This is a genomic window from Halorussus gelatinilyticus (assembly GCF_023238445.1).
GTDB lineage: Archaea > Halobacteriota > Halobacteria > Halobacteriales > Haladaptataceae > Halorussus > Halorussus gelatinilyticus.
Window position 1 is genome coordinate 570537 of record NZ_CP096658.1, and the last position, 20727, is coordinate 591263.

Genomic DNA, 20727 nt, shown 5'->3' on the forward strand with positions numbered 1-20727 from the left:
GTCCCGAACGACAGCATACGTCGAGCGGGTATCGGACGTAGCGCGAGCGCGCGTCGGTTGGCGTCGTCTACGCCAGCGCAATCCCTGCACCGACGGCGAGACTCGTCAGCGCGAGGCCCGCGAGCGCGACTGTTGTCCGGTCGTGGTGTCCATCGAGGTCGTCGTCGGAGTCGAACCCGCTGAGACCGGTCAGAACGCCGAGGCCGACAGCGACCGCGGAGAGGCCACCAGCGAGCGCCAGCGTCGTCCAAAGTTCGAGTCCATGCTGTGCGACTTCTCGTGCAGCCGTCCCGGCAAGAAGGACGCCAGTTGCTATCGGGGCCGCTGCTGTCGCTTTGTTGGAGGGCATCGATTGGATTTCCAACGTGAGTCTGAAAACTGTGGCGATGCCGTTCCGCGGACAGTGGCCAGTACAGAGGGCCGATGTAGCAGAAGACACTTCCTCACCGAATCGAATATGTGGCTTTATGGATAGGAGACAGTATATCGGTGCGATTACTGCTGTTCTCGGGAGCACGTCTGTCGCAGGGTGTGCAGGACTGCTCCCATTCGGGAATGAGAACGGGACCCCGGAGTATCCGGGAGGTACGGTTCTCGTCGAGAACATGGGAGAGACGGCCGTGAACGTATCAGTGACCGTCACTCAAGCAAAATACGATACGTCCATCGATGCATCCGTTAGCGCCGGAGAGACGCTCACCCGCCGTGAATTCGTCACCGCTGACCCCGGCGATGTCGTTACTTTGACCGCCCAACTCGGGAGTGAAGGTGGTCCAACAGAATTCCAGTTTCTCCCCGCAGGCGGTGACGGCGATTCTCCTCCAGAGGTTGCTCGACTCACGTTCGAAAATGCTGTCGAAGCGAGTGCGACCTGGACCGCGGTCGGTGGAACATAAGCAGATCCACTTATCGACGTGTTCCCCGTAGAGCTAGGTGAAATCAAGGCCGTGTGAAGCGTTCCGTGACACCCTCCCGAAGGTGCCAATATCCAGCTAACCGTTCTTATTGAGGCTGAGATACTGTTCCTTTCTGTCCATAATACCGGACATCGTTGATGGGACAATCTCCAGTTCGTCCTCCACCTCACGGTAGGTCGATCCAGTCTCAACCATACGAATTGCTTCGAGTACAGTGTCAAAATCCCCGTCACGATCAGGCACCCACTGTTCTCCCTTGTTATCGAATCGAAATCCGATCGGTGGGCGACCGTGGTCGTATCCTTTGTCTACCCGTTCTTGTACGGCCTCGCGTGCGCGCTCGATCTCCTTCTTTTTTGCTTCGTGTTCGCTGGCTGCCTGCAGGACTTCGACGGCAGCGTGAACTGGATCTGAGAGGTCGAGCTTCCCCTCCTCGAAGGTATGGGCTTCAACATCGTATTCACGGAGGTCCAGGATGAGTCTCATCGTTTCGTCGAAGTCGCGTGCGAGTCGGCGTTTATCGTTGATGACGATCGCATCAATTTCTCCAGATTGGACACGACTCCGGGCCTGTTGGTACTCTTCTCTACTCTTATCCCAACCTGACGTTCGCTCGCCGTCGTCGTAGATCCGTTCGAGTGGCATCCCGTGTTCATCGGTGTATTCCCGGATATGGCGCTTTTGGCGCTCAATAGAGGTATCTGAGTCTTGTGAGAGGCGAGTGTATCCGATTACCTTAGCCATCATCTTCACCTCGTGGGTCACCGACCGGAACCGCGCCATATTCGGGACAATCAATCCAACCTTGTCCGAATGCGCCGCCCATCCCACTGTCGGGATACCATTCATGCATCTCTCCACAGACGTTACACTCTACAAGCGGGGGATCTTGCTCAAGCGCCTCCTGCTCAATATAGTGGTTTCCTTGATATGAGTCGCAATGTTCGCAGACATTCCCCCAAACCTCTTTCCCCTGGGTCTTACTGTACACCCTCTGGACTGGGTACTCGTCTGTTTCTGCAAGCTGCTCACCTACGTCACTATTCAGATGTCCGTTCTCTGGCCAAACAACAGGTGTCTCCCGTTCACATTTCCAGCATTCGGTAGCCCATTCAAGGACGGCAACATCACTCATCGACAACAGTCACCTCCAATGTATTCCCCGACTTGACTTTCCATTCTAGTCGTTGGCCGTCCAAGGCCATTGCTTCCGCGATACCCTTTGGAACGGTAACCTTGTACTGTCCGTTTGCCCCCTGACTGACTCTCGTTTTCGGCATCTCTGTATAGGCCTTTAGATAGGTCTATACTTAGTCCTATTGCGTATCTTCGAGAAACTGGGGTTTCTCGAACAAAGGCAGTGTAATCAGTGACGCAGTTCTTGGAGTATCTACCACTCTGTGGACTGGAGGGCATCACGTCACGGTGCCAGACCAAGTCCACTCGGATAAATGGTGATTTGAGTCGGTGTAGCGAATCGTCCTACTAAACAAGATTACACTTTGAGCTAATGCCAGTACGACTATCGTGGTGGCCACCACGCCATACGATAGTCCGGCATTTTCGGGGAACACTTTCTCTCTCGTGGGGTGCCGTGTAGTAACTCTCACGGCAACTAAACACAGTGTAGAAAGCCCCATAAACAGTCGTATATCACTTCGCAGGTTGAGACTCAGAATATCACGGGTAAACCGACATCTCGGTGAATCAGCTGTATGTCAGATAATTCTACAAAGTCTGTGCGAAATTCGGTGGTACTCTGTAGACCGATCGTACTTTAACCGGTAAGGAGAGTTGGCTGGCTCTGTTGAAACACTTCTCAAATATCATATTCTAGTGTGGATACGTAAGTACAGAGGCCTCACGTATCACTCCGCTCGTAGAATCACTCAATACTTGTCAGCGAGATATAAAGCGTGAGCTACGCGAGTGAGAAATCCGATAACCATTAGGGTACGATGTAGCGACCGCTACTTTGACTCGCTCCGGCCGACCTCATCACGTACAACGTAGTAGAGAATCCAAACGACCGGGCCACCGAAAAATGCGCCGAGGCCCCATGCGAGTTCGTGAGAACTTCCACGGCTGTCCGCGTCTCGGTAGATGTAGAACGTTATGAGAAGAGCAAGAGCGACTGCAACAAGAGTTATCAATAATTCGGTGGTGCCAACAGTACCGGTGTCTACGAGCGTCATGACGAGATATTCACAATGAAATGTGATAGAGATTGGGATGACCGAGCAACAATACTATCCACTCGGATACACTATAGAGGGTGTCGAACTAATCTGGTTTCACCTGAGACGGCTCTGTTGAAATCCTATTCCGCAGATACAATATCATCTGAAACATCTGGTCGCTGAAGAGTACATATTCAGCACGGCGATTATTGCTACGTAACATGTCTGTCGTAACGTTCAACCAGATGTCGTAACCACCAGAAGTTCAGCACGACGGTCAGAATGGTTCCAAGAGCGGTCTTCAACGGGCGCTGACGCCACGCAGCATACAGCGTATAGATGCTTGTCAGCACAGCTGCCGTGCTAAAAATGTTTGGCTTGGATACCCCGAGGATACCGTGGCCTTCTTCTCGAACCCACCACTGTTGAGCGAGAACACCCCGCGTCATCCATGTTTCTTCATCCTTGGGTGGGGAAAATAAGATTGGATTGACTACTCCCCACAGTATCGAGAGTAACAAGAGACGCCAAGAACGCCGGTAAATAGCATATGCAACAGCAGGAGCGACCGGAATTCGCGTCCAGACGCTTTTTGGGTTCGAATGGCGCATCCAAAACCACTCCTCAACCGCAACAGGATCACCGGAAGCCATAGCTAACAGTACACGTTTCTTGAGGATAAACGTAGTCGGTGGTGAACACAGATAATGACTACAGTCTCTGTACTGAACGATGCGTCCTTCTCCTGTATTGACCGCAACCGGGTCAAATATATTACTTGCTGAGGATTTCAACAGAGCCTCTGAGCCAAGCTTCCCTAGATATCTCGCCGCTGGAACAGTACTTGGCTCACGATGAGTAATCCCAAAAATCCAGCAAGGAGAATTCCAGAATCCATCACCTTGTACGTACCATCAATGAGAACCGGTGTTGGGGAGTAGTAATGGGTTGGGCTGATGTATTGAATCCACGAGAATTCCTCCGCCGCGCCGACTGCGGACTCAACGAGCCAGAGAACGAACATCAGCCCGATGGCAGCCCGCTCTGCAACCGCCGCCCGATTCACGAGTACCGAGAGAACTGTTCCAATCGCAGCGCAGACAAGGAGATACGGAATCGAGAGGAGATGTGCCAACACGAGATGCATCGGATCAATCGTTTCGCCAATCGCCAGTACGAGACCGTATGTGACACCGCCCACAACTACGTTCAGCAGGACAAGTGGAAGCACCATCGATGCGAATTTTTCGAGAAGTAACTGGCTCCGAGAAACCGGAAATGAAAGCAACAGATCCATTCGGTCATTCTCGATATCGCTTGCAATCTTCCCCGCCGCTGAGTATGCAAAGTAGATTCCGAGCCCCACCAACCAGACGAACGTGTAAATCTGTCCCCCGAGCCACCCTTCTATCGTTCCAATCGTTTGAATGCCGAACGCTTCCCTCATCGCAGGCGGCACTGACTCCGCGATCTGCGCGTAAGCGGATGCATCAACGAGAGAAAAATACCAGACGATAAAGGCCACGTAGAGACTCACCCCAATCGTCAGAATCACCGTTCCTCGAAGACGGCGGCTCGTCTCATATCGCGTGGTTTCAAGCATCCGATTGCACCTCCTGGTTGGATTCTCCTGCTCCGTCTGCCCCGTAGTAGTGCATGAAGACGTCTTCGAGCGGTGGTTCGCTGATGTCGATTTCACGCACGTCATGTGTCGCAAGTTCCCGGAGGAGCGTGTTGTACTCGCCAGTGTAAATGAATTGGATTCCGTCAGCGAACGTCTGCACATCACTGGCCCCATCGAGTGCTGTGAGTGCAGTTCTGGCCTCGTCAGTCGTTCGAAGCCGGACACGCTTCCCACCTTGTTCCATCAACGTCTCGACATCCTCTAATCCGACGAGTTGCCCGTCGCGGAGTATCCCGACCCGATCACAGATGCGGCGGACCTCGCTTAGCACGTGAGACGAGAAGAATAGCGTCTTTCCTCGCTCGCATTCGTTCCTGGCGAACTCGTTAAATTCCTCTTGCTTGAGAGGGTCGAGACCGGATGTCGGTTCGTCCATTATTACGAGCTCGGGATCATGCATGAAGGCTTGGATGATGCCGAGCATGCGTTTGTTCCCGGACGAATATTCGCGGATGGGACGCTCCACCGGGGGTGTGAATATTTCGAGGAGTTCGTCTCGCCGGTCACCACCCTTGACGGATGCATGATAGTCCAAGACGTCTGCGCCAGTCACTTCCTCGTTGAATCCGAGATGCGCCGGTAAATACCCGATTCGCTGCTTGGCGTCGATGAGCGCGCCCTCATCGTGAATATCTGCGCCGAGAACAGTCGCTGTTCCGGATGTCGGTTCGAGTAACCCCAGCAGTGTTCGAATCGTCGTCGTCTTCCCTGCACCGTTTGGCCCGAGGTATCCGAAGATTTCGCCAGTTTCGACGGTGAACGAGACGTCGTCGTTAGCGAGAACGTCTCCATAATCCTTTGTCAACCCGTCAAGTTCGATTACTCCCATAACCCCATCCTTTGCATCCACTCCATTTTGTTGTATCGGAGGTTACATTCGACGTACATAGAAGGAAACGTCACGAGACAGTTGGGATTTGACTACTGAGCTGGGACTGCGGTCAATCACGGGACGAAGAAAGTGGACTCAACGGAGATATACCGTTATTGTCTCTCCCGACCTACTCTCAGTTATGGCCCGAGTTAGTTTCGTCCTCGTGGGACTCGTCATAGCCCTGGTTCCAGCACGAGTTCGAGAAGCGTTCGAGAAACTCGCCCTCAAAAAGTCTGATGAGGTGAGCCCCAGCCCCTCGTTTACGCCAGCGATTAGAACGGAAGGCGTGATTTTCGTGGTCGTGAGTGTACTGGGAGGAACGGTGTATCGTGTGTCGATGTACGTCCTCGGACTGGCCGGTGCTATTGCACTCTTCGTTCCGAAGCAGGCACTCCGGTTCAGTATGAACATCGCGTACGAAAACCCAGAGACAGTCGAATGGAAGGACGGACTCGTTCCAGTAATCCGCGGGTTTGGGGTGCTGTATCTGTTCATTGCGTTGAATGAGGTCAAAAACCGCAGCCGGGAGACGTGACTGGAATTTCGGATCAGCGACTTACAAATCCGACCCCGAGGTCGAATCCGGCTCCCGTTCGATTTGCTCGTACAGGTAGTACGAGTACACGGCAGTAACTCCGGCCGTCAGGAGCAGCGGGACGAGAAGGAAATAAATCGCTAGGTCGCCGACGAAGAGTCCGACCAGCGTGAGGACGGCGGTGAGTTTGAACAGCCAACTACCGAGGGCATGGGTCCGATTCCAGACCTCGTCGCTGCTGAGCGTCCACGGTGTCCGGATACCGGCGAACCAATTCGGCTCGGCGTGCGGGAGGAAGATGCCGACGTAGTAGAACAGACCAGCCGCGCCGACCAAGATGAGGGCCGTGAAGTCGAACTCGTAGCCGAGGTTGAATGCGATGACCCCGGCGTGGACGAGGACCAGATATCCGGTGAAGATGACGACGAACCAGTCGTAGTAGGCTCGGAACTCCGCGATGTTCTCACGGAGTGGACCGATCCGAGGAATCACGGCGAACACAGCGAACAGCCCTGCGGTCATCGCGGGAAACAGCCAGAGTGCGAATTGCTTCGACATGGTGCCATCCGGTTCTCCGGCGGCGTTCCAGTGCGTGACAAGGTCGGCGGGGAGCGACGGAGCTGCGAACAGGCTCACGATGCCCGAGAGTACCACGAGTCCAACCGCCACCCCGAACCGGTGAATTGTCTTCATACACGACGATACGGCCCGTTCCTTGATGAATCAGTAGGGAAGAGCCGGTGAACTGATTGCGGACAATACTGATGACGTATTGAGCACTCGGTGGGGGCTACTTCTGGAGAAACCCCATGCAAGATATGCGCCCTGCATCTTGCATGGCGCTCTGAACATCATCTGAAACTGGTAGGACTTGCAGCGGTCAATTTGCGTCTCTATTTAACATCGTTACAAGAACCGATCACCAGTTGAGAGCTTCAACAAAGCCAGAGGACTCTAACTAGGGTTCTGCTAACTGTATGGTCTAATCTTCCTCCAGTGGTCGGAGAGCGTCAAAATCGCCGACTGCTCACTAACTATACAAATAGTTTTTATACTCCATTCAGTACCTTATGACGGCGTGAAACCGCCGCCCGGTGGTAGAAGCACCGGGCAAATGCTGCCAGCTATGACAGCGAAAGACACTATTCGTGTCGTGAGTGATAACTCTGTCTCTCACGCGATGGAGGGGCCGATTCCTCCACGACACGGGAAACGGAACCGAGATGTACAGGCACCCCCGCAAGTAATAGACCGTCTTCAGGAGGTGGAGAATGGAGCAGACTAGCTCCTGCCGTGCGATCCCGATGGATCCAGACGATGCGTTCCGCGCAATCTCGAACAGCCGTCGCCGGAGCGTCATTCTGTCGTTAGCGCAAAATGGAGATGTTCTCTCTGTATCGGACCTCGCCGTCGAAATTGCGGCGATTGAGAACCTCATCGATCCAAGTGACGTGACCTCAAAGCAGCGCACACGCGTTTACATCTCTCTTATCCAATCACATCTGGAAACGCTTGACGACACGGGTGCTGCGGTATACGATAGCCGATCCAAGCAGGTTGCACCGACGGAAGCAACTGATCCCTTGGCCACGCACATTCGCCAGATTTCGACTGCGTGTTACAAACCCACGGAGGAATCTGTATGACTCCGGAAGAAGCACGCATCATCTCTGATGATGAAGTAGTCCAGCAGAAACTTGGCTACCAACTGAACCGACTCCAAGAGTTGCTCCAAGAATTGTCCACAGACGGAGATGACTCATTTGCTTGTATCGTAGAGGCGTACTCCCATGGAGACGTAGAGAGGGCTGCAAAGCAGGTGTTAACGGGCCAGTCTTTTCTCAAGAGTACAGCAGAGTGTGACCACTGTGGTCGAACCTTGTCTGAGGGGAGTCCCATACAGATCCGTGGACGTCGTCCTGCTGGTTTGCTCAACTGGTACATCGGTACTCTCGCTTGTGACTCTTGCAACCTGCCTCTGAATCCGAAGCCTGATGGCTTAGATGTAGTAGCGACCGCACGACTGAGCGCCGTTGATCGCGGAGATGAGTTGTGGCTTCGACAGGTATCCATTGAAGAATCAAGTGGAACCTGCTACCGTGCCGTTGCTGAACGGTCAGGGAAACCAGAAGAAACAGATAGTAGATGTGGCTATGATTAATGTAACTATCCGGGAAGAACAATCTGCTGACGATGAGATCCTGCATCTCACTCTCCCTACACTGGCAGACTCTGACCAATCGATGGATCAAACCCTCCAAACCCAGCTCCCACGGAACCTAATGCTTCATGTCGGTCATGAAGAGACGCTCCTGGAGCGTGTGCGGCACTCAACCAATAGAACGGAGTTAGTTCTCGCACCAGTCGAGTTACACCGAAGAAACATACAGCGCCGACTTCGTGAAGCTCAACTCCCCAAAGATCGCCTCCATTTCGCAGATCCACCAGAAGTTGGAAAGCAACTCCTTCCAGACGGCCAGCAGTCGAGAGATTCGATTGACCGTATCGATCGATTATCGATAATTCAGTCGATCTTAGAAGAGAATAATAGGTTGGATACCTCTGAACCAACGATACCGTCTGCTCCGCAAGAGATTGAGCAGATTAGAACGGTAGTTGAGAGTGTAACGGGGTTTCACCCAGAACGCCTTGAGACATTTAGCGGAATTGCGGAGGAACTCCCGTCACCAATTGATGCTGATTCCACTGAGATCTTGGAGGGTGCTGTAGCAGTCGAGCGCGCCCTCCGCCAAGATACCGAGAAGGTGGTTTCTGACGTAGACTTTGTTAGACGTGCCTCACAGAATCTTCTTCGGACTAGTGGGGCCTGTCTGGAAGCCGCGTTCCCGGATGTCGAACGAATCTCGCTTGTTGGTGTTAGTAGTCTCCCTGCAGCACACGTCGATCTACTGCACGCAATTCTGGAAGCAACGCAGGTTCCGGTTCACATCCATTTCCGTCGTGGAACCGGATCATACCTTTCGCGTCGTCTCCCTGAACTTCTCAATGTTACCGAGCCTGGTACGGTGGTGTTCGAGTCGTGACCGCTGAAGATCGTCTCAGCCTTTCGCAACCCCTTGAAGCCCCTGACGTGCCTATTGCTGAGATCGAAGCGAGGACACGGCGAGCGGAGGCCAGGAGTGTGATGGCTACCGTAGCAAGTCTCCGAGACCACGGTGTCCCAACCCGAGATATTGCCGTAGTGGTACGCGACCTCGACAACTACGAGGAACCGTTGTACCGTGCTTCCGTCCACTATGGACTAACGCCCGTGTTTTGGGTCCAGCTCAGGGTAACACAGACACGCCCATTCGCACTCATCGAGTCGGTATGCGACGTCCTCGCCTCTGATAACCCATCTCGGGAAATCCTATGTCGCCCGCTCGAACACCGTTGGGCCTCTCCGTCGGCGACGTCGTCAGAGTGGCCAATCGATCCCAAGACGATCCAGGTGTCGATGCAGGCGTTACCGGACGAATCACGAACGCTCAGTGAGTGGCACGACGGGTTCGAAGGAAATCCGGAGATTGACGAACGCTTCGTGACGTATGCTGAGTGGCTTGGAGACTGTCCCGAACCGGCCCCGGAAGCCGTGACGAACGTCCTTACTGATGTCGTCGAAACATACGAGGAACTCGGCCTCCCGGTAACGAAGGAGAACGATTCGCCCTCCCTTATCGAAACAGAGCGTGACGCCCGTGGAACTGTTCGTGTGAAAACTCTCGTCCAACAGCTACGCCACAAGTACGCAGATCGACTCGATGAAGGAACGCTTGACCGGTCGTGGAGTAGCGTCGCAGAGTTAAGTCAGCTAATCGCCACCCAGCGCCCAGGCCGACGTGAGCACTCAAACGCACGTGCTATCGATATCCTCGAAGCGAACGATATCTGGCTGTTGAACGTGCCGTACGTCCTCGCCGTCGGGTTGATCGACGGTGAGTGGCCTCAGCAAACAGAGAGTGTCGTCCCTCCGGAACTGCAAGAAGCAATCCTCCGTGGCGACGGGCGTGTTGGAACGCTCGCACCACGAACAGCGTGGACAACGGGCCGAGACCGTGACCAGTTTGACGACACGTTGCGGGCCGCTGGAAATGGACTGATTGTGACTCGCCACACAGAATCCACTTCCGGAGAAGAACGCCGTCCATCTCCACTGCTAGACCATCTGGACACCGACCTTGTTCCTTCCGACGAGCGCCGACAGCTGATGAGCGAAGAACGAGAACTCCCGAACGACGTTCGAGCGATGCTCAACCACGAGGAGACCAACAGTGAGTGACGATCCGATCCGCCTCCAGAACGCGCAACGAGACATTCGGAACGTGTATTTCGACCACGATTCGGGATTGTATACTCTCGACTGCGTTCCAGGTGCAGGGAAATCCGAGGTCACTGACCATATCTCCGCAGAGGACATTCTCCGCCGGTACGTTGCTGGAGACCCGACACCCGAACAGCGAGTCGCAGCCATCTCGTTCAACCGTAGTGAGGCGGAGAGCATCATTCCAGATATCTGTGACCGCCTTCGGGAGATTGTCGAACACAATCTTGTCCCCGCTGCAAGCAAAGTCTCAGATACAGAGGTAGAATATCTGATCCAACGGATCAGACAAGCACCGTTCGTCGGTACTATCGACAGTATCCTTCGGGATGTGCTGAGTGAGATCGCCCCCGACATCGGCTTCGAGGAGATGCCGGTCGTTGGCAACACGGCTCGGCAGAAACAGCTGTATGCTGCCTGTTACAAGGCCATTCAGGAGGATCCAGACTTGGCGCAGCGAGTAGAGCGGCTGGAGGACGCGTATCCCACTGACGAGTATGACGACGATGTGAGCGAGATGCTTGAGACCGCCGTCACCTACTGCCGAGATCGCCGTATCTCTACGGAGGGGTTCCGTTCCACCCTCGAACAGACTGTTGAAGACGTCTACGCACAGGGTCGTCCAAGATCGTTCAGCGACGTCGTCGCCGCGGTCGAACACTGTGTTGGGGCAGATATTGACGAAAGTCCCTACGACGACATCGGCGACGACGAACAAAACAGAATCTGTGACGCAGATTCGAGACTTCACGACGACTGGCGTGCCCGTATTGACGATTTCTGTACAGTACTCGAAGAGTATCGAATTACGTATCGCCAGACTATCCGCGACCGTGGCGTTGTCTCCCACACAGATGTGGCGTACCTCGTGGACGCGTACTTCGACGACCGACTCGGTAATGTCGATGATGCTCACCGGGCCAGAATCAGACAGCGATACCAGACAAGAATACAGAGTCTGATTATCGATGAGGCTCAAGACGTGTCGTCGATACAGCACGCCGCACTGTCCCACTTGGTCACCTCCAGTGCGCGTGTGTTCGGCGCAGGCGACCTGCTCCAGAGCGTCTATCTGTGGCGGCACGCTGAACCAACGCTCTTCGAGACCGCAACGGTCGATGGAGAGTATCTCGGGATCAACTGGGATGTCCACGAGCACCGGACTGCGAAGACGACGTACCGGTGCGTCCCCGGTGTCGCCAGTGCGATCAACGAAATCTCGGAAGCAGCGCTCACGGATCCAGCACGTGGGAACCTGGGAGATCTGGACGTCCGATACCCTGGGCTCGAAGCGGATCGTGATTCGACCGACGAGTCGAATGTCCACATCGCGGCCTTCGATCCGATAGCTTCAGACCCTGATTCGTACGCCTGGGTCAATCCTGTCGAAGGTCGTGGAGAAGCAACGACGCTGGCGACGCTCCTCTCTAAGGGGCTGGCAGATGGGACGTTCGCTGACGAGAACGATGACCCTCTCGGGATCACCGTCTTGTTCCGGTGGTCGTCGAAGATGGATGTGTATGCAGAGGCGTTCGAGGAAATGGGGCTCAGTGTTCGAAACGCGAGTGAAGATCTCTTCGAGTGCTCAGTCGTCAATGCAGTCCTTGACGTCTGTGAGTGGCTAGTCGCACCCGCCGACCCAGAGAGAACCCGCGCGCTCGTCACCGGAGCGAATCTCGGTCTCGAACCACTCGCAGACAATTATGAGGCCTACCAGTGGGACATCGACGCGGTCCTCGGTGACTGCGACCTCACGGACGCACACCAGCACGTACTCGATGGTCTCTCCGAACTCCGGGACCGACGTGATAGCTTCCTCTCCCGTCCCGCTGGCACCTACGCCGAAGACATCATCGAGACACTCGCCCTTCGCGCAGATTTCTATGGGTGGTTCGACGTCGATCCTGCACAACGGGTCGCCAACCTCGATGCACTCGTAGAGACCTTGGAGGAATGGGAAGCGGACGAACATTACACTCCACGCGAACTCACCGAGCTGGTCGAACCGTTTCGAGAGAACCCGTATATGGGACCGGACCAGCCGAATACTGCCGACACGAGTCACGACGTCGAATTCCGGACAATTCATGACGCTAAGGGCGACCAAGACGACGTCGTCGCCGTTGCGAATCTCGGATTCAGCCTCTGGAAGCACGGCCCTCAAGCACAACGGTTCCTCACTCAGGGAAGCATCGCCGGACTTGCCCCGCCGACGGACACCGAAATCCCCTCAGACATTGCTCTCCCACCGTTCGCCAACGGACTCTACGATCCCGAGGACACCCGGGACCGCGATGTTGGATTGCGGTGGGCTACGGGCCACTGGTGCGATGACGTCGCCAAGTCCGCGGACGCAACATCGCTGGTTGGCCCCGACCGTCTCAAACGGGTTGCGGCGAACGAACGAGCCGAAGCCTGGCGGCTCCTGTATGTCTCGCTCACGCGGGCGAGAGATCACCTTGTTGTTCCACTCCCACGGTCACTGCCTGATGAATTCCGGCCCCGAGATCGGTGGCTTGACACGATCCGAGACGGGGTCAACTTCACCGGTGAGCAAACTGGGTCGTACACGGTCGGTACGGACACCGGGTCGTTCGACGTCGGCGTCAACGATGTCGCACTTCGCGCAACATGGACAAACACGGTCACGTCTCGTGACGACGACGTCGCTGTCAATCCTCCACGACGCACCGATCTCGATCCATGGGTTCCACGGTTCGCCCACCCGAGTACGCTGTATCCACTCACGGACGATCCCGACGAACAGGTACTTGACCATCTCCTCGGCAATGCCCTGCACACAGATGCTAACGACGTTCCCGACGACGTCCCCCTGCAGTTCGACCGGTTAGGCCCAGACGACGTCGGCTCTTGCTTACACGAGGTGTTGACCACGCTTGTCGAACGCGAGGTTCCGGAACACACTCTTCGATCGCTGGGTGACGAAGTTCGGCGCGTGTTCGATGATGTCGTAGGCGACCACGCTCCGCGAACCGGAGACAATGAACGCGACAAACTGTTCTCCTTCTTCCGGGAGGAGGTACTGGACGACTTCCTCGCGTCCGACCTGTGGGAAGAAATCCAACGAGCCGAACGGGTTACCGTTGAGAGACCCATCGATGGTCTCGTTACTGTTGACGGCGTCGAAATAGAGATACACGGCACGAGCGATTTTGTCGTCGAATTGCCCTCCGGTGAACAGTACGTGGCCGATCTGAAAATCACGCTGACAGATCAAACACCGGAGACGAGACGTCGATACGAACTCCAAGTGACTGCTTACTCGTACCTCTTCGAGCAGCAGGATAGTTCGGAAAGTCCTGTGAATCGGACAGTAGAAACATTCGGCGTCGAACGGGATACAATCGAGTCGTCGTGGCCATCAGAAATCGTCGAACGGAGACTTGCAACGCTAGTTCGACAGTAGTGCCAATCGGAGGTACGTGTTGCCTTGTCGAACGCTATTTCATTACCCGGCAGTCAGCAACTCTGCTGCTTTGTCGTGATTCTAAAGAATTCATTGAAAGCGTAGGTGGAGGCAGATGTCCACCAGCGAGTCTACGAGGAGAAAATTGAATTCAACGAAATCGGAAGTACTAGCAGTCTCAAGCGGTAATTAGCCGGTTTAGAATTTCGTCGATGGTGTTGGTCACTCCTCAGACCCTAACCTATTATTAAGACTGCAGAATAACTAGTGTGATGCCTCGGGTGGTCTCTGGGTTGTCGTTATAGGTTTTCTCTTGGGTGTGGGTGAGCACTGGCGGTGTGTGAGCGGCTGGTCGTTGACAAGTTCGTTGGTGTCGATCGTGACTGTGTCGCCGACGTCTGCACCCCGGGTAGGTTGCGTGACACTGTGACTGACCGCCGGGTCGTGACACTCTGCGAAGCCCAGCGGCGTATGAGTGTGACTGGCGGGACAACCCTTCCTCAAAAACAGATTAGAGCCGGTTACGGAGCTGCTGGAACGTCAGTACCCTATCGAGCCCTGGTGCATCGAACGCATCGAGGTCGTCGTTGAACTCCCCGATCTTCACGCGCCCAGTCTCGATGCCTTTGAGTGTCTCCCGATCGATGTGAACCGGGATCGACTCGCCAGCATTCAACGCCCTGAGCATATTCGCAGCCACTTCGTGATTCCGCACGACCCACACAGACTCCCCATCAGCATCCGCCAGAACACGATAATCATGCCGGAGACTCGAATAGTCGTTAATCCCGGAACTCACGTCATCAGGCACCCCAGGGTCAGCGCTGACACGTCCTCCTTCCACCTCGATTGTGGCGATGCGATCGAAGTCAGTGTTGACGATGACTAAGTCTGTCCTGCTTCCGTCCTCTCGCGGAGAGACTTCGACCCGATGGACGTCATCGCGCGATCCGTAGTACTGCCTAGTGAGCTCAACACCAACGCGGTGCGGGGTGTCATCACCAGCATCACCGACGTTGAACCCGTGCTTCTTCGTCATCCGGGCGGCCTTCTGCCCGTCCGGTGTGACGGTGTAATACCGTCTTCGCGCAGTACCTGTATGGAGTTTTAGATATCCCAACCGCTGCAGTTTGTCGTCGTCAATGTCGTACAATGTTTTGATAGTGGAGGACATCGATTCGCGGAGATTATACCCGTCCAACTCGCCGTTCATCGCCTTCACGACTGCCTGCATGAACTCGGCTTCATCTCGCGTGATGTCGTATTCAGCGAGGTGTTGGGGAGTGTATCCTTTATTCCCGACTCGGGTGAGCGGAATGGGTCCACTGTTACTGCTTTGTCCGAACGGGTCATTCGGATCCCGTGGATCTGGAGGGTGCTCGCGCATATGTTATTTTCTGGCTACTGTATAATGTCTCCTTGTAGGGGGATCTCAGTGTGGTTTTCACGCAGGGGTTACACGTGTCCTGACTGCGGGTGCGTGACACTCTGCGAAGCCCAGCGGCGCATGAGTGCCGTCGCAGTGACACTGGAACGTCTCAGACTCCTGGGAGGTAAATCCTCCACCCCCTCTACATCAACACACATATCCGGGCGTGAGAGGCGGTACTATACCCTGGCAAACACCGTTCCGCGTACTTAGGTTTCTTTATAGCGTCTCTTATCGTCTTAGCTACCGCGCGGTGTTTTCAAAACTCAACGGTTTGAGACATCCGCGCGGAACCGTTTCCGCGCATAGTTTCCGCATGTACCTGTTTCGTTTCCGCGTAGGGTTTCCGCCACGGGTTCACCTATTCCGCGTATGGTTTTCGCACCTACGCGGAAACCCCCTGTGAAAACTTATGGTGGTGACGAGACTACATTGACATGTGATGAAAGACGCAGAATTGGCCGATGAGAATCAGATGCAACTGACTGATATCGACAGTCTCGGTAACACTGACAGTGAAACTGACAGTGACACTGACGGTGACAGTGAGATTGACAAGTGCTGCGTGATCGTTCACCAACCAACTCGGAAAGAGCTGGCGCGGTCGGTACGGTCGTGCTTAGCGCACGCCAACCAGATTGTGAGCGCAGGAACGATCGACTCTGCAACGCGCGCTGATGCCGGACACAAAATCGCGTCCGGTAAAATCGACTTGCCCGATCGGGCGGTCCCCATCGACGTTGGTGGGATTGCGCTGGGGATCGATGCCGAACGGCGGCACGTCGTGAATGGTGTGAGCGTGAGCGAGAAGACTGACGACATTCGCCACGTTGTCGTTGACAGTATCGGAACGCTCGGTAAGGATCATGCAGAGATCCGGGACAGGGTTGAAACGCTGGTGAACGGTGGCGTGACACTCCACCTGAACGACACTGCAGTGGAGATTGACAGTGACTCCGCGGACGCGGTGCTGGGGGTGCTGGACTCGCTGGATAAGGGTGGGGTCGAACTGCAGCGCGCGGCGGGGATCCGGGACGTTCGTGACTGGGCGGACGGGATTGACCGCGACCGCGGGCGGGCTCCGCTCGGCTTCGAATATGTCGATGGTGAGCTGGTGACTGCGGCGAATTACGATGAGGTTCGCGCGGTGCTGTCGATGGCTCGTGCTGGCCCTGATGGTGACCGTGAACTGTCGAAGCGGAAGGCTGCGGAGCGATTGGATGTGGCTCCTCGAACGATCGGGCGGGCGCTCGATAATCTCGATCGTTACGGTCTCGAAGAAGAGGGGGAGGACACTGAGGAGTGAGCGGGTTTGGGGTGCCTGCCCTCGCCCGCGCCCTACACCTGGTCTAAGTACTTCCTCCGCTGCTCTGCCTTCTGCCGTTCCGTTCTCTGGTCGTAGTGCTTATCGAGCGTTGACGAACACGAAGAAATCATAGTCCTGATCGTGACCCGCAGCTTTCGCAGCGTCATCTGTGAGTTTTCCTCGGAGCCGATCGCTACGCGTCCGAGAGACATGCAGAATCCCGTCTCGATCATCGTCGTGCAGTACCGCGTCAATCCCGTCGTCAGTTCCTTTCGTCCCGGTCGGAGCGACGTCATATCCGCGTTCGGCGAGCAGATCAGCAGCGAGCTTCTCCAGGTCTTGCGGGTACGCGTTCCCCAACGCAGTTTCGAGTTCCGTGAGCGACACTATCCACAACCTATCACCGAACAACCGTAAAAATATCTGCGCAGAACCACAGCGAGCAACATACCCGGCAACGATCTGGGAGATACCGCCTAAGCGTTTATTTCACCGCGACTGTAATCACGTGTCAAGATGGACGTTGAAACTGCAGCCAACTCGTTCATACAATTGTACGAGTTCCTCCCGACAGAAGATACACCGCTCGATGAACCAGTCATCGTCACGTTCCCAGCAACACATCACGACGCAGAATGGACGATTGTGCTTAACGGCGACCCGACCGAGTCGCACGACGTCGAAGGCATCCCGACCTCTGATTCAACAGTTACCGTACAACCAACGCAAGCCCTAGTTTTCCTCGATGGACGTCACGCCGGGATCATCGGAGCTGGAGCTGGTGAATTCTACGACGACCAGTTCGACACGGCAGTCGAATCACTCCAGGAAGCATTCCTGACTGATTTCGCAACCGAATTCAAATAAATGAGGTGACTGGAGTACAGCGCTGCAATGCACACCGGTCGAGAGGAGTGAGGAACGATACCGGAGTCGAAGACCAGCGTTATGGGCGAATCATCCCGTCGATCGTATCCGCAACGAGTTCCAACCCGTCATGCGTCAGTTCTCCAGACGGGAGATTATCTCGAATCGATGAGAGCGGGATTGTGTAGATCGCCCACGGCATCACGTAACTTGTCTTTCGTAATTCGACGCCGTCAACGTACTCGTGCGGGAGCCGCGTCACATCGTGCGAGTAATCGTTCTGTGTACTGAGACACACGACCGTCGCTTCCTGTTCGACGTACGGTCGGTCAACATCAGAAACTACGATCACCGGGCGCGGATTCGTGTGCGCGCCGGTCGGGTCTTGAGCAAATACCAGACTGCCTTGCGGGTAGTAATACGGCATGAGGAGAGCTTGTGAACGATTGGTCGAGTGTTACGCCTCGTCGTTTTCAGCTGCGATCCATTCTTCCGGCGAGGGTTCCTCGCGCGGTGTATCCCGTTCCTGCAGGCGGTCGTTCGGGATTTCCGTTTTCGCGCTCGCACCGGTTTGCTCGACGTCGTCTGGATCGATCCCAGCTTCAGGATACCGAGACAGCATCGTGTCGAGTGAGACGAGGCTTTGCGCGAACCGGCGGAGATCCTCGCGGTGGTCAAGGCCGTGGTAAAGGCCGTCGCTCGTTTTCCCGATGAGCCCCTCGTCATGGAGTCGGGAGAGTGTCCCGGACACGGTTCCACGCGGCAGATCGAGCTTCTCTCGGATTTCCGCAGGTGTGAATCCGAGATTCGTATCGCGGTACAGGAGTTTGATTATTTTGGCTTTGTTCGTCTCTGGCCGGATCGTGATCGGGTCGTCAGGGTCATGTTTGCGAAGATCGATCGGCATTTGAGTGTACGCGTTTGTACGTATTTGTAGCGCATAAGCGTACTGGTGATCGCAGACGACACCGCGCCACAGTATCCCGAGTTCTGGCTGATCAGTGGCCTATCGTGTGCGCGCAACTCGGGAGTGGTGTGATTGCGTGGACCACGACTGTTTTTGATGGTTCTCCTACCATGCCTGAGTAAATGCCGCGGCCGCCAAAGTACACGGATGAAGAATTACTGGAGGAAATACGGCGATTAGCTGAACGACTTGCCCGGTCACCACCGTTGAAACGCGATATGAACGAGTACGGGAAGCACGGAGCGAAAACCTATCAGGACCGGTGGGGGAGTTGGTCGAACGCGGTTAATGCAGCTGGGTTCGAACCACGAGAGCAAGGGACGGAATACCAGGAGCGACCAGATGCCTGTCCATTGTGTGAGCGTTCGGAGACTGGGTTGGATTTCCATCACTGGCGGTACGGTGAGAATGAAGTCGGGTGTTATCTGTGCCGGGACTGCCATGATGACGTTCACCGGGGGGAGGCGAAGACTGAGAATCCCGGATGGTTGGTTCCGTGTGTCAAGAATCTCGTCTCACGTCACTTGGAATATCATGATGGTGTTGACCCGGAGGTGGACGTGATTTTGGATCGGTATAATCTCCCAGATATCGGGGATGTCGTGTCGATGGCTATCGAACGCGAGGGTTCGTGAACGAAGGGGTGGCGTGTCGGTGATCGGATTGCGTTGCGTGCCGGGAAGGTGTGGTCAAGTTACGATCGACACAAAACATGCGACTCTGACGATACCTCGCTCAACGGTATTGAACGGGACCTGGTCAATTTGGAGTGATCCTTAGTTCCGGATAACCTCTCACTGAAGCACTGGCTGATCACCGTGTTCTACAGCGAAGGTCCTCTCAAGTAGATCTGCGATTTCATGGAGGCTATCAACAGCGCACGGCTGCATCTTCATCGAGATCCGATCTGACGACCCCGTCAACTTGTTCTTCTTCCCCAGTTGAAGCACGACATCGGATGTTGGTGATGGAAGCGTCGCTGACAACCACACAATGACATTATCGGTACCGGTCAACCAAGCCGTTGTGAGGTCGTGCCATTCGGAGTCACATTCTTCGGGTGCTGGGCGTGCATCGCCAAAGGCGACTGATTCAACCTCCTCTGCAAACTCTCGAAGATGGTCTGTGTCTCCAGGTTGAGCTTGGACTTGGAGGTTTTCACCACCGCTGTGCGTCGCTTTGGAGGCACCGAAGGTGATCTCGCCGGTTGGTGATTTCACAATTCGGATGCTCCCACGAACCTTTACGTCACGTTCCGCGATGGTAATCCACTCTCCGGACTGATCGAACGATTCCCAGTACTCCCCAGGAATCGGTACTTCGAGTTCAACTGATGGAGTCGTTTCCTTCCACAGTGACTGGATCACATCTGAATACCCGGCCATTTCTCGCCGGTTTGGCAGGGCGTTCGGCCACAGTGTGAGTATTCCTGAGAGGTCCACGTCGTGAGTCGTGAAGTCGTCTTCTTCAAGCCATGCTACACTGTATGAGTGCTCGAAGTAGTGTTCTGTGACACCCTCAATGTCCTTTCCTTTGTTCATGTACTGCGCTTCGACTGCGAGACCTTCCCCGTATGGAGATCGGGGCTCAGGGAATGTGAGAAGGACATCAGCGAACCTCCCGTTCACGTGTCCTTCCAACTCCAGGTTAGCATCCGGGAACTCCTCTTCCAATCGAGAGTACGAAATCGCCTTCATTTTGTGATGAATGTCGGACTCACCAGGGCACTCACCACCGCCACCGCCACCGTCACTCCCACCAGCGTCACTACCGGTCGAGGTGTCTGGGCTGTGGCTGAAATGACGGGATACGAACGACCCACTCCGGTAGTGTGAACTTTTGACATACATTTTGTCGTCACAAGTAGGGCAGCGAACAGTAGAACCGTCGGATACCTGCGGTGGAATGACTTCTTCACTATTCCGGATCCCGAGATATGGCATTAGATAACAACAAGAACCTATTCCAGATAAACCCTCATTCGTATCTGAGCTTGTTGAGAACATCATTGTCCCAAGTAGGGAGAACCCGAGGATTATCGCGTGCTAGAGGACTTTGAATAGCCAAAGAATCCGGGGGCTGTACGTTGGGAATCATCTGTCAGAGAAAAATTCCGGCCAATAAGAAGCTAACCGTCGAAGGAATGTGCCAGTGCGACTCTGTTGAAACCCTCGGTGGTTGATACAATCACATCAGATTTGGTCAATACAGAGAACTCAC

22 protein-coding genes are annotated in these 20727 nt (G+C 54.9%); 10 read left to right on the forward strand and 12 right to left on the reverse strand.

Annotated features, from left to right (window positions below; all coding sequences use genetic code 11):
* Positions 1–67: 67 nt before the first annotated feature.
* Positions 68–349: a hypothetical protein gene (locus tag M0R88_RS02970; protein WP_248655477.1), complete on the reverse strand. Its 282-nt coding sequence runs from the start codon at positions 347–349 to the stop codon at positions 68–70.
* 118 nt (positions 350–467) lie between these two features.
* On the opposite strand from M0R88_RS02970, the gene M0R88_RS02975 reads away from it, so the two are divergent.
* The gene (locus tag M0R88_RS02975; protein WP_248655478.1) at positions 468–896 is read left to right on the forward strand and encodes a hypothetical protein; all 429 of its coding nucleotides are present in this window, start codon (positions 468–470) and stop codon (positions 894–896) included.
* A 96-nt stretch (positions 897–992) separates the two neighbouring features.
* On the opposite strand, the gene M0R88_RS02980 is transcribed toward M0R88_RS02975, so the two are convergent.
* From M0R88_RS02980 to M0R88_RS03005, 6 genes are all read right to left on the reverse strand, one after another.
* The gene (locus tag M0R88_RS02980) at positions 993–1682 is read right to left on the reverse strand and encodes a recombinase family protein (RefSeq protein ID WP_248655479.1); all 690 of its coding nucleotides are present in this window, start codon (positions 1680–1682) and stop codon (positions 993–995) included.
* Complete coding sequence (locus tag M0R88_RS02985) at positions 1654–2052, reverse strand: hypothetical protein (protein WP_248655480.1); 399 nt, start codon at positions 2050–2052, stop codon at positions 1654–1656. The genes M0R88_RS02980 and M0R88_RS02985 overlap by 29 nt, the downstream gene beginning before the upstream one ends.
* 835 nt (positions 2053–2887) lie before the next feature.
* Positions 2888–3112, reverse strand: a complete 225-nt coding sequence (locus tag M0R88_RS02990) for a hypothetical protein (protein ID WP_248655481.1) — start codon at positions 3110–3112, stop codon at positions 2888–2890.
* Positions 3113–3309: 197 nt separating this feature from the next.
* The gene (locus M0R88_RS02995) at positions 3310–3750 is read right to left on the reverse strand and encodes a DUF6653 family protein (RefSeq protein WP_248655482.1); all 441 of its coding nucleotides are present in this window, start codon (positions 3748–3750) and stop codon (positions 3310–3312) included.
* 164 nt (positions 3751–3914) lie between these two features.
* Entirely contained in the window at positions 3915–4700 is a 786-nt protein-coding gene (locus M0R88_RS03000; RefSeq protein WP_248655483.1) for a DUF2705 family protein, read from the reverse strand.
* A complete protein-coding gene (locus M0R88_RS03005) occupies positions 4693–5610 on the reverse strand; it encodes an ABC transporter ATP-binding protein (protein ID WP_248655484.1) in 918 nt (305 codons plus the stop codon). Before M0R88_RS03005 ends, M0R88_RS03000 begins: the two co-directional genes overlap by 8 nt.
* A 208-nt stretch (positions 5611–5818) precedes the next feature.
* Between M0R88_RS03005 and M0R88_RS03010 the strand changes: the two genes are divergently transcribed.
* On the forward strand, positions 5819–6190 hold the full coding sequence (locus M0R88_RS03010; RefSeq protein WP_248655485.1) for a hypothetical protein: 372 nt from the start codon (positions 5819–5821) through the stop codon (positions 6188–6190).
* Between the two features lie 21 nt (positions 6191–6211).
* On the opposite strand, the gene M0R88_RS03015 is transcribed toward M0R88_RS03010, so the two are convergent.
* Positions 6212–6883, reverse strand: a complete 672-nt coding sequence (locus tag M0R88_RS03015) for an SdpI family protein (RefSeq protein ID WP_248655486.1) — start codon at positions 6881–6883, stop codon at positions 6212–6214.
* Positions 6884–7461: 578 nt separating this feature from the next.
* Between M0R88_RS03015 and M0R88_RS03020 the strand changes: the two genes are divergently transcribed.
* From M0R88_RS03020 to M0R88_RS03035, 5 genes are all read left to right on the forward strand, one after another.
* Complete coding sequence (locus M0R88_RS03020) at positions 7462–7836, forward strand: DUF7344 domain-containing protein (RefSeq protein ID WP_248655487.1); 375 nt, start codon at positions 7462–7464, stop codon at positions 7834–7836.
* Entirely contained in the window at positions 7833–8351 is a 519-nt protein-coding gene (locus M0R88_RS18870; RefSeq protein ID WP_497007283.1) for a DUF8112 family protein, read from the forward strand. The genes M0R88_RS03020 and M0R88_RS18870 overlap by 4 nt, the downstream gene beginning before the upstream one ends.
* A complete protein-coding gene (locus M0R88_RS03025) occupies positions 8236–9234 on the forward strand; it encodes a hypothetical protein (protein ID WP_248655488.1) in 999 nt (332 codons plus the stop codon). Before M0R88_RS18870 ends, M0R88_RS03025 begins: the two co-directional genes overlap by 116 nt.
* Before the next feature lie 158 nt (positions 9235–9392).
* The gene (locus M0R88_RS03030) at positions 9393–10469 is read left to right on the forward strand and encodes a hypothetical protein (protein ID WP_248655489.1); all 1077 of its coding nucleotides are present in this window, start codon (positions 9393–9395) and stop codon (positions 10467–10469) included.
* Entirely contained in the window at positions 10462–13938 is a 3477-nt protein-coding gene (locus M0R88_RS03035; protein ID WP_248655490.1) for a UvrD-helicase domain-containing protein, read from the forward strand. Before M0R88_RS03030 ends, M0R88_RS03035 begins: the two co-directional genes overlap by 8 nt.
* A 511-nt stretch (positions 13939–14449) precedes the next feature.
* Here the strand turns inward: M0R88_RS03035 and M0R88_RS03040 are convergent.
* Positions 14450–15172, reverse strand: a complete 723-nt coding sequence (locus M0R88_RS03040; protein ID WP_248655491.1) for a hypothetical protein — start codon at positions 15170–15172, stop codon at positions 14450–14452.
* A 637-nt stretch (positions 15173–15809) separates the two neighbouring features.
* Between M0R88_RS03040 and M0R88_RS03045 the strand changes: the two genes are divergently transcribed.
* Positions 15810–16673, forward strand: a complete 864-nt coding sequence (locus M0R88_RS03045; RefSeq protein WP_248655492.1) for a hypothetical protein — start codon at positions 15810–15812, stop codon at positions 16671–16673.
* 99 nt (positions 16674–16772) lie between these two features.
* Here M0R88_RS03045 and M0R88_RS03050 read toward each other — a convergent pair whose 3' ends face one another.
* A complete protein-coding gene (locus M0R88_RS03050; protein ID WP_248655493.1) occupies positions 16773–17060 on the reverse strand; it encodes a restriction endonuclease in 288 nt (95 codons plus the stop codon).
* Positions 17061–17189: 129 nt separating this feature from the next.
* Between M0R88_RS03050 and M0R88_RS03055 the strand changes: the two genes are divergently transcribed.
* Positions 17190–17540, forward strand: coding sequence for a hypothetical protein (locus M0R88_RS03055; RefSeq protein WP_248655494.1), 351 nt, complete (start codon positions 17190–17192; stop codon positions 17538–17540).
* Positions 17541–17997: 457 nt separating this feature from the next.
* On the opposite strand, the gene M0R88_RS03060 is transcribed toward M0R88_RS03055, so the two are convergent.
* Positions 17998–18447 (reverse strand): MarR family transcriptional regulator, encoded by a 450-nt coding sequence (locus M0R88_RS03060; RefSeq protein WP_248655495.1) that lies wholly within the window; start codon positions 18445–18447, stop codon positions 17998–18000.
* Positions 18448–18629: 182 nt separating this feature from the next.
* Here M0R88_RS03060 and M0R88_RS18725 point away from each other — a divergent pair, with 182 nt between their 5' ends.
* Positions 18630–19142: a homing endonuclease associated repeat-containing protein gene (locus M0R88_RS18725; protein ID WP_368409370.1), complete on the forward strand. Its 513-nt coding sequence runs from the start codon at positions 18630–18632 to the stop codon at positions 19140–19142.
* A gap of 159 nt (positions 19143–19301) precedes the next feature.
* On the opposite strand, the gene M0R88_RS03065 is transcribed toward M0R88_RS18725, so the two are convergent.
* Positions 19302–20180, reverse strand: coding sequence for a hypothetical protein (locus tag M0R88_RS03065; protein ID WP_248655496.1), 879 nt, complete (start codon positions 20178–20180; stop codon positions 19302–19304).
* Positions 20181–20727 lie beyond the last annotated feature (547 nt).